A 12,320-nucleotide genomic window follows, 5' to 3' on the forward strand; every position below is an offset into this window, starting at 1 on the left:
CCTGCCAAGCGAGCTGGAGACCCTAGACTCCCTATCGGCCGAGACCGATCTGTTATTACCGGCGCCGTGGCGGGCGAATGGTATGTGCCGAGCGTGATCTAGGGGGCCGAAAGGGCGTTGGGTGACCTGTATCGCACTTCTCGCTTTGCCCCCTGGGACCGCCGCGCCGCGGTCGAGAATCACCACCCCGGGACGGCTATTCCGGCTGCTGTAAGTCCCATCTGTGCAACGGTGTGCGCAGAATCCGCCAGCAAATCGAGCTGTAGGGCTGTCAGGGCAAAGATCGGTGAATCGCCGGCACTGGCGGCCCGGAACATCGGAGTTGCTGAATCTCCTTGGAACGGCGAATTCGGCCGGCCCTGAACCGGGCGCGCGGCCTATGGTGCTTGGGTGCTTATCCTGCCGGACGCCTGGCCCGATGCGGTGTTGTGGGTCACCCGTGACTGAAGCCGGCCCCACCGAGTGGAGCACCGGCGCCCCCGGTGTCGGGCCCTGGGTGGGTGACCTGCCCGACGATCCTCGCTACGACCCAGACCTGTTGCGCCAGGGCGACACTCGCAATGTCGTCGACGCCTACCGCTACTGGACTCGGGACGCGATCATTGCCGACATTGATCGGCGCAGGCACGCGTTGCACATCGCGATCGAGAATTTCGGCAACGACGCCAACATCGGGGCGGTGGTCCGCACCGCCAACGCATTCGCTGTCGACACCGTGCACATCGTCGGCAGGCGGCGGTGGAATCGCCGCGGCGCCATGGTCACCGACCGCTACCAACGACTGGCCCATCATGAGAGCACCGAGGACCTGTTGGCCTTCGCGGCCGGTGCCGGACTGACCGTGGTCGCTGTCGACAACGTCCCGGGCGCGGTGCCGCTGGAAACCACCGAGCTGCCGCGGGATTGCGTGTTGGTCTTCGGACAGGAGGGGCCGGGCATCTCCGAAGCCGCCCAGACGGGCGCGGCGGTCACCGTGTCGATCGCACAATTCGGTTCGACACGCAGCGTCAACGCCGCTGTCGCCGCCGGCATCGCGATGCACGCCTGGATCAGGCAATGGGCCGACCTTTCGCAGGCCTGGTAGGGCAGGATTGGCGACATGGACCAGCTGTGGGCGAATCGTGCTGCCAGCGCCGAAACAGCCGTCGCGAAGCGGCACCTGCGCCGGGTTTGGGGACTGCCCGGAACCCAGCTCGGCGTCGTTGCCTGGCCGTCCACCCGCCGGGACCGGCTGTTCGGAACATGGCATTACTGGTGGCAGGCGCACCTGCTCGATTGTCTCGTCGATGCCCAGTTGCGCGACCCGCAGCCGCACCGGCTCGGCGAGATCAAGAGGCAGATCCGCGGGCATCGGCTGCGCAACAACGGACGCTGGACGAACAGCTACTACGACGACATGGCCTGGCTGGCCTTGGCGCTCGAACGCGCCGACCAGGTGGCCGGGTTGGGACGGGTGCGTGCGCTGAAGGCAGCCCAAAGAACCCTGTGCGACCAGTTCATCACGTCCTGGGTGCCGGAGGACGGCGGCGGAATCCCTTGGCGCAAGCAGGATCAGTTCTTCAACGCTCCCGCCAACGGCCCGGCCGGGATCTTCCTGAGCCGCTATGACGATCGGCTGCGCCGCGCACAGCAGATGGCCGACTGGATCGACGAGACCTTGATCGACCCAGAGACTCACTTGGTGTTCGACGGCATCAAGGCCGGCTCGCTGGTACGCGCGCAGTACACCTATTGCCAGGGCGTGGTACTCGGGCTCGAGGCCGAGCTGGCCGCGCGCACGCGCGATGAGCGGCACGCGGAGCGGGTGCGGAGACTGGTCGCGGCGATCGGTGAGCACATGGCGCCCGGCGGAATCCTGAATGGGGCCGGTGGCGGCGACGGGGGCCTGTTCGCCGGGATCACCGCCCGCTACCTCGCACTCACGGTGACGCTTTTGCCCGGCGACGCGGCGGCGGACACCCGCGAGAGCGCCCGCGCAATCGTGTTGGCGTCGGCGCAGGCGGCGTGGGACAACCGCCAAAGCGTGAACGGTTTGCCGTTGTTCGGCCCCTCGTGGGGCAGCATCGCCGAGATCCCCGCCGCGGGCGGCGGGCAGGCACAGTTCGTCGAGGGCGCGGTGAACTCATCGCAGACTCCCGAGCGCGATCTGTCTGTGCAGCTGTCGGGTTGGATGTTGATGGAGGCGGCGCATACGGTGACAGCGTGAGAGGTAGCCGGTTGGGTCGCGACCCGACAGCGAAACGTTTTGGCGAGAACGCAGCCGCGGCACTTCTGCTGACATTCACCCTCGCGGCCATCCTGTGGGCGAATTCGCCATGGACACACACCTATTCCGAGTTCTGGGAAACGCATGTCGGCCTGAGCTTCGGAAATCTGCATGGCGAGTTGACGGTCAAGGAGCTCGTCAACGACGCGTTGATGGCGTTCTTCTTCTTCATCGTCGGCCTGGAGGTCAAGGCCCAGTTCACCATCGGCGAACTGACGGAACGCTCCCGCGCGCTGGTACCGGTGGTCGCCGCGATCGCCGGACTGACGATGCCCGCGGTGATCTTCCTGCTGTTCAACCCCTCCGGTGAGGACGCCAGCGCGTGGGGCGTGGTCATCTCCACCGACACCGCGTTCCTGGTCGGGGCGCTGGCCATCATCGCGCCCAAGTATCCGGCGCGGCTGCGGACGTTCCTGCTGACGTTGGCCGTCGTCGACGACGTGGGCGCACTGGCCGCTATCGCGCTGTTCTATTCCGAACAGATTCGGGTCATCCCGCTGGTGTTCGCCGCGGTGCTCGTCGGTGCGTTGATCGGCGTGCGCTACCTGCCGGCCGCCATTCGCGGGGTGTCGTATTCGATTCTCGCCGTTGCCCTGTGGCTGGCGCTGTTCAACGGTGGCGTGCACCCCACCCTCGCGGGCGTGGTGGTGGCGCTGGTGATCCCGGTGTTCACCCCCGAGCGCCAGCGGGTGGAGGCGGCCGTCGACGTGATCCGGGCGTTCCGTCAATCACCGAATTCGGAGTACGCCCGCGCCGCCACCCGCAGCCTGCGCGATTCGATTTCGATCAACGAGCGGCTGGTGACCGGTTTCGGACCGTACGTCTCGTTCGGCGTGCTGCCGTTGTTCGCGTTGGCCAATGCCGGCGTGCGGCTGGACGCCGACACCGTGCTGGCGGCCGTCCGCTCGCCACTGACCTGGGGTGTGGTGGCAGGCCTGGTGCTCGGCAAGCTGATCGGCATCACCGGGGCGACCTGGATCGTGCAGCGCACCGGGCTCGGCCGGCTGTCTCCGGGCTTGACGTTGCGGCGCGTCGCCGGCGGTGCCGCACTGTCCGGTATCGGATTCACCATCTCGCTGTTCATCGTCGACCTGGCGATCCCCGATCCTCGTTCGGCCGACCTGGCCCGGGTCGGCGTCCTGGCTGCGTCGGTGATCGCATTCACGTTGGGCTGGGCCGTCTTCCGGCTCACCGACAAGCTGAGCCCACCCGTGCCCGTGGGCCTCAAGCTGGTCCGCGACGTCGACCCGGAACGCGACCACATCCGCGGGCGCGCCGACGCGCCGCTGACGCTGGTGGAGTACGGCGACTTCGAATGCCCGTTCTGTAGCCGCGCCACCGGATCGATCGACGAAGTCCGCGAGTACTTCGGCGACCGGTTGCGTTACGTGTGGCGTCACCTGCCGCTGGAGCGGGTGCATCCCCGTGCGATGGATGCCGCCCGGGCCAGCGAGGCCGCCGCCCTGCAGGGCAAATTCTTCGACCTGGCGGCGCAGATGTTCGAGTTTCAGGACCATCTCGAATGGCAGCACATCTACCGCTATGCCGATCAAGTCGGTTGTGACATCGCTCAATTCGATGACGACCTGCACTCATCGCGGGTGCTGCACCGCGTCGACGACGACGCGCAGGACGGCGAACTGATGGATCTCAACGCGACACCGACGTTCTTCGTCAACGGCGTTCGGCACAAGGGCCCGTGGGACGCAGCCAGTCTGATCCGCGCGCTGGAGGGCGGCAGGCAGGCCTGAAACCGGGCTTGAGTCAGCTGGTCTACGGAAGCGGACGTCGCCGGCTGCGGACCGATGCGGGCCCCGCGTGTGCCAGCCGGAGGATCAAGACCAGAGATTCCCCCGGCTGGATACCGACCAGTTCGGTGAACCGCGACTTGATCTCGACCAGCTGGGGAGCGAAAGCCGGTGCCAGCTCCGACAATTCGTGGTGGTGCACAGCATGCAGGAACACCGGTGAGATGGGGTGCACCGCCAAGCCGTGTTGCTGGGCGACGATCCACACGGCTTCGGCGGCCGAACCGCCGCGGGCGTAGTCGATGAGCTGATGCCCGGTCGTGGTGATCACCGCTACCGCCGACGTCGCATGCACGCGGTCGGCTACATCGTCACCGAGGGCCTCCCCGGCGTCCCAGTCGGCCAGCAGCCCCATCACGTCCGAGCGCCGCAGGATATCCATCACCGCGAAGTCGCCAGGGGCGAGTTCCAGCCCGCGGACGTCGATTCCGCTGTCCGCCGGTTCATCACCGGGCCAGCGCATCTCTGAGATCATCTCCCTGTGCAGCCGCGGGGTGAGGAACCGGAGCCTGTCGGTCGCTGCAAGAATCGTTGCCGCGGTGTCGATGTCGCTACGTTCGGTGAGCAGATGCAGTCCGGCACCCTCGCGGGCCGCCCACTCGTTCAGGGCGTCGATCGTTGCCGTCGCCAGTGGCTGCGGAGTGCCTTGGCGGCGGTTGGTCTCCCGTCGCAGCATCGGCTTGTACAGCCCGGCGAGTTGGGCGTCCCCGGCGGCGCCCAGCCGCAGCGTGGCCTCGAGGAGAGTGGCATCATCTGAGGACCACTGCACCGGGCCGAGCACCCCGGCGTGCGCCGCCGCGATCCGGGCGTTGAAGGTCGCCGCACCCACCGCCACCGCGCTGCCACGGAACGCAACGTCCATCATCGACTTGTATTGCGGTGCAATCCGAATCCGCACGGAGTCCGCGGCGGCCTCGATCTCCCAGGGCTGGGCATTGCCCCCCGAGGGAGCACGAACCGCGGCGCGGGCGATCGCGACTGCCGCGTCACGTGGCTCGTCGACATCCGGCGCCGGCGCGTCGAGGCCGGGGTGTGCCGGGGCGCCCAGGTCCGGTTCGGAGATCTCGTCGAGCGCCTGGCCGATGTCGATGCGGACCTGGCCGGATGCCAGCGGTTCACCGAGGCCGATGCGACGGGCGCCCTCGGCGACGATGGTGGCGCCCAGAGTGACCTCGCCGGCCAGCTGCGGCCAGGTGGACAGCGTGTGGCCGACTTCGACGAGCGACGCGGTCAGTCGGCTCGACGAGCGGCTGGCGTCCAGGTGGCGCAGCATGTACGGGATGCGGTCCTGCTGGGACAACGCGGCCAACTGTGCGGAGTCCACCCCGCCGAGAACGCCGTGCATGACCGCACGGTGCGGTTCGAGGTCGAACCGCTCGACGTCGATCAGCCCGCGATCACTCGTGGCCATGAGCACCGGGAGCCGCCGGTCCCTGGCCGCCTCGCGGATTCGGACCTTCATGTCCAGTGAATCGCATTCCTCGACCACGATGTCGATGTCGTCGAGGAATTCGTCGAGGGAATCCGCGCGCACACCCGAGGTCATGACCTCGACCCGCAGATACGGATCGAGTTCCGCGATACGCCGGGCCGTCACGATCGCCTTGTTGAGACCGATGTCCAGGATCGTGGCAGGCACCCGGTTCAGATTCGAAAGCTCGAGATGGTCGAAATCAGCGAGACGCAGTGTGCCGCACAGCCCTTCGGCGGCAAGCGTGTGGGCGATGACATGACCGACGCTCAGCCCGGCAATCGCGATCCGCATGGTGTGCAGCTGTCGTTGCTCCGCGGCGGTGATCAGGTTGCGGTTGCGGTCGGTGCGGACGGCGTGAAACCCGTTCGGCCCCAGGATGGCAACAACCGTTCGACGCCACGGATAGTGCGCCCACCGGGTGGGCTCGTCGAGAAGCTCGGGTCCCGGTGCGGGCTGCAACTTCCGAAGGTCTTCGAGCAACGCCGCACGATGGTCGATGAACTCGATACCCGGGTCCTGCCGAAGCGCATCGAGGGCGGCGTCGCCGTCGCTCAGGATGTGGGCGGAGTAGCCTGCTGTTTCGTCAACGGCCATGTGTCAGCGCTTTCGGACTCGGGCGCGAATCGGCGCGCCGGCGATCATCGTGAAATGCAATGCGAGCGGGAAATCCGGTTCGAGCGATGCGATTTCGGCCCGGCGGATGATGCTTGCCAAGGCGAGCGTGACTTCCAGCATGGCGAAGTGGTCACCGATGCAGGAGCGAGGACCACCGCCGAACGGGATGTACTGCCACCGTTCGAGCTTCTTGGCGGCCTCCGGGCCGAACCGGTCGGGGTTGAAGCGCAGCGGATCATCCCACAGGGTCGGATCGCGCTGGACCGCCATCCTGCCGAGCACCACCATGGTGCCGGCCTCCACGCGATAACCGGCGATGTCGAGGTCTCGGCACGCCATCCTGGTGCCGGTGGGCGCCGGCGGGCACAGCCGCAGCGACTCGCGCACCACCTGCGCGGTGTAACCCAGGTTCGGCAGATCGTCGGGGGTCAAGGGCCGGTCGGGCAGGGCGGCCACCTCGGCGACGACGCGGTCCTGGCAGGCCGGATCGCGGCCGAGTGCCCACAACGCGTAGGCCAGCGTGGTCGCGGTGGTGTCGTGGCCGGCGAACATGAAGATGATGATCTCGTCGCAGATCTCGTTGTCCGACAGCCGCTTTCCGGTCTCGGGGTCCTCCGCGGCGATCAGGGCGTGGACCAGCGGCGCAACCCGATTCGGATCGCGCCGGCATTCGCTGACGATGTCACCGGCGAGACGATGCAGCTTCGCGCTGGCCTCGCGTGCCCGGCGCCGCGCCGGGGTGGGCAGCCAGCGGGGGGCACGCACCGGGCGGGTGGCGCGGGAGATGGCGTAGGACAGCGCGACCCGCAAGGGTTCGGCGACATCGTCGGCGCGCGCTTCCAGATCTATGCCGAGCACGGAGCGGCCCAACGCCCGCAGGGTGAGCGCACGTGACTCGGCGTCGAGATCCACCTCGCCGCCGTCCGGCCAGGCCTCGCACACCGAGTCGGCGGCTTGCGCCATGTGGCCGCCGAATTCGCGGACCCGCTGCTTGGTGAAGACCGGCTGGATGGTGCGCCGCCGCGGCCGCCACGGCTCATACGGGAGGTCGGCGAGGTTGGCGCCGATGATCCGGCGCATCTCGTCGAAGACCGGGCTGGTCTTGTCGACCGACCCGTCCTTGATGCTGAGGACGTCGCGCAGCGCGGCCGGCGAGGTGACGAGGACCATCGGCGGCATCAGCCAACGCGGGCCGACGGTGAACCGGGTGACCGGGCCACCGGCGTCGCGCAGTCTCTCGGTGCCCGTGCTGAATTCCTTGACGGCTTTGAGGCGCTGGCGCAACGGCATCGGATTCACCGGCGCCAGCGGCAACGATTCGAGGCCACCGCTGGATGGGGCCTGAGTCACGTGGTCCTCCACTATTTCACTGAGGAACGAAAGTGTACCGATTGAGTCCGGGTTTAATGATGGGGGCGTAAACGGGCGCGGGAAGAAGGTTTCGGGAATGGGGATTCGGCCGCTGTGGCGGATACCAGGGATCGTCATGCGTGAACGGCGGCATTCGCCCGGGCGTGAACGCATTCCCGAACCGATGGTGATGGACGACGCCGAATCCGTCGCCTACTTTCACGCCGGTGGCGGGGCGAATCCGGGAATGCGTGCTGTGTATGACCTGTGTGCCCGGGCGCTGGATGTGATGCTCCCGCCGGGCGGCCGGCTTCTCGATCTCGGCATCGGCTCCGGCCGTGCGCTGAGCGCGGTGCTGCGTCGTCGCCCGGACATCACTGCCGTCGGTGTAGACCTGGCTCCCAACATGCTCGCGACAGCGCGGGATCTGTTCGCAGCCGAGGGTCTCGATGGCCGGGTGGAATTGGTGCAGGCGGATATCACCGCGCTGCCGGATTCGATCGCGGGTGCGCCATGGGACGCGATCTCGTGTATGTGGACCCTTCATCAACTTCCGGATGCCGACGTACTTGCCGCCGCCCTCCGCCAGATCGCCGCGGTCAAGCGGGGCAGTGGCGCGGCCTTGTGGATCTCCGATTTCGCCCGGCTGCGCGACCCGTCGGCGTGCCCGGCGATGTTGCAATGTGTGGACCCGGACTCGCCGATGGGCTTGCGCCAGGACGCGATCGCCAGCGAAGCGGCCGCGTTCACCCGAGAAGAATTGTCGGCGGCACTGGCCGTGGCCGGTCTCGGCGGATTGGCCTCGGGTCATGCCACACCGCTGCCATATCTGCAGGCCTACTGGGCGTTTGGCGCCAACGGCAAGCCCGCATCCGCGGGGCAACGTCCGGCGCAGCTACACGGTCAGGCGCGGCGTGAGGCCGCCTTGCTGCGGTGGGGCTTCACCGCCAAACCGTTTTGACCACTAGACCGGAATAGTTGTGCCGGTTTCCTTTTCGGCGAACTCCACCACTCGGGCCGCCGCGTCGTAATCGCATGCCCCGGGGGAGCGACCGATCAGCGCCGGCTCTCCGCGCAATCCCAGACGCGCGCTGGCCCCGACGTAGCTGCCCGGGGGGATCGGCTCGCTGATGCAGTACAGCGTCGGTGCCGCACCCTGATCAATGTCATTGCCGAACCGGTCGGCCACTCCCTTGGCCACCTTGTGCGCCAACGACATCAGCGGTGAATCGGACGTGTGCGTCAGGTTCGAGGCCACCCAGCCCGGATGGACAAGTTGGGTGACGACGCCGGAGTTCGCGGCGCGCAGCCGCCGGTCGAGCTCCAGGCCCCACAGCATCATGACGAGCTTCGAATGGGTGTAGGCGCCCATCGACGTCCACTTGCTGTGGCGCAGGTGCATGTCGTCCAGTCGGAGCGTCGCCTGGCGGTGGCCGTCGGAGGAGACGTTGATGATCTGCGAACGGACCCTGGGGAACATCAGGTTCGTCAGCGCGAACGGGCCGAGCACGTTGGTTCCCAAGGTGGTCTCGAAACCGTCGACGGTCTCGTGGCGCTTGTCGGTCAGTGCGCCGGCGTTGTTGATGAGGATGTCGACGTCGCCGTCGAGCCGGTCGGTGAAGCTGCGGACCGATCCGAGATCGGCCAGGTTCAGCTCGATCACCTCCGTGGATCCGGGGATCTCGGCGGCCCGCTGCTCGCCGAGGGCGGTGTTGCGGACGGCCATGATCACGTGGGCCCCCGCGTGGGCCAGGGCCCGCGTCGTGCCCAGCCCCACGCCGTTGGTCGCGCCTGTCACGATGATTCGCTTACCGGTGAGATTGCCGAGCCGGGCCGGCGACCACTGAGTCACGCGGGCGAGCATAGCGGCAATTCTGGACAAACAAGCCCATCTAAGCAATTGCTCTGCAATCATCGCCTTGACATGAGCGACAGTGCGCAAGCGATCACCAACCTCATCTACGTCTATGCCGAACTGATCGACGCCGGCGACCTCGACGGGGTCGCCGACCTGTTCGCGCACGGGCGCATCTGCGGCGTGGAGAACGGGCCGCCCGAGACGGTCTTCGAGGGGCGGGACCGGGTTCGGGGCATGTACGAGATGGCCACCCGCCTCTACGAGGACGGGACGCCGAAGACCAAGCACAACACCAGCAATGTGCAGCTGTACATCGACGACGAGGCCGGCACCGCGCGCAGCAGGTCCTACTACTGCGTCACCCAGGCCACTCCGGAGCTGCCGTTGCAGGTCATCGTCACCGGGCACTATCACGACACCTTCCATCGGATCGACGGCCGGTGGTGGTTCGACTCGCGCACCATGTTCGTCGACCAGGTCGGCGACGTGAGCCAGCACCTGAAGTTCTGAGCTGATGGCTGACGCGGGCACCTTCGCGATGGCGGCCGTCCTGGCCGACGCGCAGCGCAAAGAGGGACTGACCGAGTGGGGCCCCGGCGAGTTCGAGGAACCCCTGGGGGTCCTGCTCGACGACTATCCCGGTGCGGGGCTCAACGCGATCGGTGAGCACATCCTCCGGTCGGGCATCGTGCACAGCCTCCGCATGCGGCTGCGCTCGCAAGCCTGGATCGAGCGTCACCCCGAGATCCTCGACGAACAGATCGATGCGCCGATCGTGGTCGTCGGGATGATGCGCAGCGGGACGACGCTGCTGCAGCGGCTGCTCGCCGCCGACACGCGACTGCACTGTGCCCGCGGCTGGGAGGTGGTCGAGGCGGCGCCGAAACTGGACCACGACTTCGACGGCACCGACCCGCGTATCGCGATCAGCGAAGCACGGGAGAACAAGTCCCGTGAGCTGGCCCCCGAGCTGTTCGCCATTCATCCGATGTATGCCAGGGAAGCCGAGGAAGAGATCGTCTTCCTGGCTGACGCCTTCCTGTCGCATGTTCCGGAGTCCGGCGCCAATCTGCCCAATTACCGATCGTGGCTGAACACCCAGGACTTCGCGCCGGCCTACCGTTATCTGCACCGCATGCTCAAATTCCTGCAGTGGCAGCAGCGCCGCCGCGGGATCACCGCCGGTCGCTGGGTGCTGAAATCGCCTGCCCATCTCGGATACTTCGATGCGCTGCGGGACGAATTCCCCGACGTACACGTCGTCCATATGCATCGCGATCCGCGTACCACCGTCGCCTCCGGCGCCAGTCTCAACGCGACCCTGCACGCCATGCACGCCGACGAGGTCGACCCGCGGCGGGTAGGGGCGCAATGGCTCGAGCGGATGGGCTGGACCAACGACCGCGCAATGGCCGTGCGGGACAGTTGGTCCGACGAGTCGGCCCGGGTCACCGACATCCAGTACGAGGATGCGGTCGGCGACCCGATCGGCGAGGTTCGCCGGGTGTACGACGCGGTCGGGCTGGAGCTCACCGGCACCGCGGCCGCCGCGATGTCCGGCTGGCTGGCCAACCGGCCGCGCGAAGTTCCGCGCCCGCCGTACGACCTGGGCGCCTACGGGCTCAGCGACGGGCAGGTCGACGAACGCTTCTCCCTGTACAACAAGCGGTTTCGAAAGGACAACCAATGAGCGCCGACGACCCGGTCGCGACACCGTCACAGCACGAGCAGGAGCTAGCGGCACTCGAGCTGACCGAACACCCGACCGTCAAGGAGGCCTACCGAACGGTCGCGGAGAACTGGCTGAGTCGCGCCAAAGCCTCCGACGCCATGCGGGAGCGGTTCGAGGCGGCGTTCGCCGAGGTGATGTTCTCGGCGGCGGTGTGGTCATCCAACCAGGACAAGCTGCGGCCGAAGGTCAGCTGTATCACCCGGCTGGCGCATCCGGTCGCAGATCGGCAGATACCCGGATCACGTTGGGGCATCGACAATCCGGACACCGTGTACCGGGTGATTCCGATCTCGGGCGATGAGCGCTACGAGATCCGCGGTCGCGTCGGCGAACACCGGATGACCGAGAACTATTTCACGCTGTGGGATGCCAACATGGGCACCGTGGCAGTGCTCAACGGCAAGACCATGGATGTCGACAGCGATAACAGCTACACCATCACCGTGGACTCCGAGCCGGCGAACGGGCGGCGCAACCATGTGCAGACCACCTCCGAGGCGCACGAGTTCTACATCCGAGATGTCCTGTTGGACTGGGCAAATGACGATCCCAACCACATCACCGTCGAACGTCTCGGTGGTGCGCCGGGCTCCCCGGCACGCACCCGCGACGAGCAAGCCGAGGCCACCGCGGAGATGATGGCGTACTTCGCGAACTTCACCGGCAAGCTCAGCCACGGCATCTACAAGATGCCTGCCAACCACTTCAACCTGGCCTGGTCGGCGGACAAGGTGGGCGCGATGAAGAACCAGGTGTATGTGATGGGCCGGTTCGACCTCGGCCCTGAGGAGACCTTCGTGGTCAACGTCAATGACGGTGGCGCGGAATACTTCACGGTTCCGTTGAGCAACATCTGGGGCACCACGCTCAACATCGTCGATGCCACCGGCAGCCTGAACAAGGCGCAGTCGGTGCCCGACGCCGACGGCAGCTACACCTACGTGATCTCCCCGGTCGATCCCGGGGTGGCCAACTGGATCGACTCCGACGGCCTGCGCGAAGGCGTACTCACGCTGCGGATGGCGGAGTTCGGCGAGGGCGGCCCGACACCCGATCTCGGCGCGACCGGCCGCGTCGTTCCGCTCGACCGGCTCGACGACGAGGTGCCCGGCCTCGCCCGCGTCACCGTCGAACAGCGGGCCGAACAGTTGGCGTCTCGGCGGCAGGCGTATCTGCGCCGCCTGCCCGAAGGCACCCCGAACGAGAGGACCAACTGA

At 67.2% G+C, this 12,320-nt stretch carries 10 protein-coding genes; 7 read left to right on the forward strand and 3 right to left on the reverse strand.

Annotated features, from left to right (window positions below; translation table 11 throughout):
* Positions 1–439: 439 nt before the first annotated feature.
* From BST42_RS07630 to nhaA, 3 genes are read left to right on the forward strand one after another with little or no spacing between them, the layout of a single operon-like run.
* A complete protein-coding gene (locus tag BST42_RS07630) occupies positions 440–1,084 on the forward strand; it encodes a TrmH family RNA methyltransferase (protein WP_083117989.1) in 645 nt (214 codons plus the stop codon).
* 15 nt (positions 1,085–1,099) lie between these two features.
* On the forward strand, positions 1,100–2,206 hold the full coding sequence (locus BST42_RS07635) for a glycoside hydrolase family 76 protein (protein WP_083117990.1): 1,107 nt from the start codon (positions 1,100–1,102) through the stop codon (positions 2,204–2,206).
* Positions 2,203–4,017, forward strand: a complete 1,815-nt coding sequence (gene nhaA, locus BST42_RS07640; RefSeq protein WP_083117991.1) for a Na+/H+ antiporter NhaA — start codon at positions 2,203–2,205, stop codon at positions 4,015–4,017. The genes BST42_RS07635 and nhaA overlap by 4 nt, the downstream gene beginning before the upstream one ends.
* 22 nt (positions 4,018–4,039) lie before the next feature.
* On the opposite strand, the gene BST42_RS07645 is transcribed toward nhaA, so the two are convergent.
* Positions 4,040–6,142: an Rv1355c family protein gene (locus BST42_RS07645; RefSeq protein ID WP_083117992.1), complete on the reverse strand. Its 2,103-nt coding sequence runs from the start codon at positions 6,140–6,142 to the stop codon at positions 4,040–4,042.
* Between the two features lie 3 nt (positions 6,143–6,145).
* Positions 6,146–7,513 carry a cytochrome P450 gene (locus BST42_RS07650; protein WP_083118358.1) on the reverse strand — a complete coding sequence of 456 codons (1,368 nt, stop codon included), beginning with the start codon at positions 7,511–7,513 and terminating at the stop codon, positions 6,146–6,148.
* A 97-nt stretch (positions 7,514–7,610) separates the two neighbouring features.
* On the opposite strand from BST42_RS07650, the gene BST42_RS07655 reads away from it, so the two are divergent.
* Complete coding sequence (locus tag BST42_RS07655; RefSeq protein ID WP_237159306.1) at positions 7,611–8,474, forward strand: class I SAM-dependent methyltransferase; 864 nt, start codon at positions 7,611–7,613, stop codon at positions 8,472–8,474.
* A gap of 3 nt (positions 8,475–8,477) precedes the next feature.
* On the opposite strand, the gene BST42_RS07660 is transcribed toward BST42_RS07655, so the two are convergent.
* The gene (locus BST42_RS07660; protein WP_083117993.1) at positions 8,478–9,377 is read right to left on the reverse strand and encodes an SDR family NAD(P)-dependent oxidoreductase; all 900 of its coding nucleotides are present in this window, start codon (positions 9,375–9,377) and stop codon (positions 8,478–8,480) included.
* Between the two features lie 60 nt (positions 9,378–9,437).
* Between BST42_RS07660 and BST42_RS07665 the strand changes: the two genes are divergently transcribed.
* From BST42_RS07665 to BST42_RS07675, 3 genes are read left to right on the forward strand one after another with little or no spacing between them, the layout of a single operon-like run.
* Positions 9,438–9,881, forward strand: coding sequence for a nuclear transport factor 2 family protein (locus BST42_RS07665; RefSeq protein ID WP_083117994.1), 444 nt, complete (start codon positions 9,438–9,440; stop codon positions 9,879–9,881).
* A 4-nt stretch (positions 9,882–9,885) separates the two neighbouring features.
* Positions 9,886–11,061 carry a sulfotransferase family protein gene (locus BST42_RS07670; RefSeq protein ID WP_083117995.1) on the forward strand — a complete coding sequence of 392 codons (1,176 nt, stop codon included), beginning with the start codon at positions 9,886–9,888 and terminating at the stop codon, positions 11,059–11,061.
* On the forward strand, positions 11,058–12,320 hold the full coding sequence (locus tag BST42_RS07675; protein ID WP_083117996.1) for a hypothetical protein: 1,263 nt from the start codon (positions 11,058–11,060) through the stop codon (positions 12,318–12,320). Before BST42_RS07670 ends, BST42_RS07675 begins: the two co-directional genes overlap by 4 nt.

This window comes from Mycolicibacterium rhodesiae (genome assembly GCF_002086695.1).
GTDB classification, from domain to species: domain Bacteria; phylum Actinomycetota; class Actinomycetes; order Mycobacteriales; family Mycobacteriaceae; genus Mycobacterium; species Mycobacterium rhodesiae.

Excerpts from the sequence above, each read along its gene's own strand:
- BST42_RS07665 (WP_083117994.1), top strand. The coding sequence starts at position 9,438 with ATGAGCGACAGTGCGCAAGCGATCACCAACCTCATCTACGTCTATGCC.
- BST42_RS07670 (WP_083117995.1), top strand. The coding sequence starts at position 9,886 with ATGGCTGACGCGGGCACCTTCGCGATGGCGGCCGTCCTGGCCGACGCG.
- BST42_RS07635 (WP_083117990.1), top strand. The coding sequence starts at position 1,100 with ATGGACCAGCTGTGGGCGAATCGTGCTGCCAGCGCCGAAACAGCCGTC.
- BST42_RS07660 (WP_083117993.1), bottom strand. The coding sequence starts at position 9,377 with ATGCTCGCCCGCGTGACTCAGTGGTCGCCGGCCCGGCTCGGCAATCTC.
- BST42_RS07655 (WP_237159306.1), top strand. The coding sequence starts at position 7,611 with ATGGGGATTCGGCCGCTGTGGCGGATACCAGGGATCGTCATGCGTGAA.
- BST42_RS07675 (WP_083117996.1), top strand. The coding sequence starts at position 11,058 with ATGAGCGCCGACGACCCGGTCGCGACACCGTCACAGCACGAGCAGGAG.
- BST42_RS07645 (WP_083117992.1), bottom strand. The coding sequence starts at position 6,142 with ATGGCCGTTGACGAAACAGCAGGCTACTCCGCCCACATCCTGAGCGAC.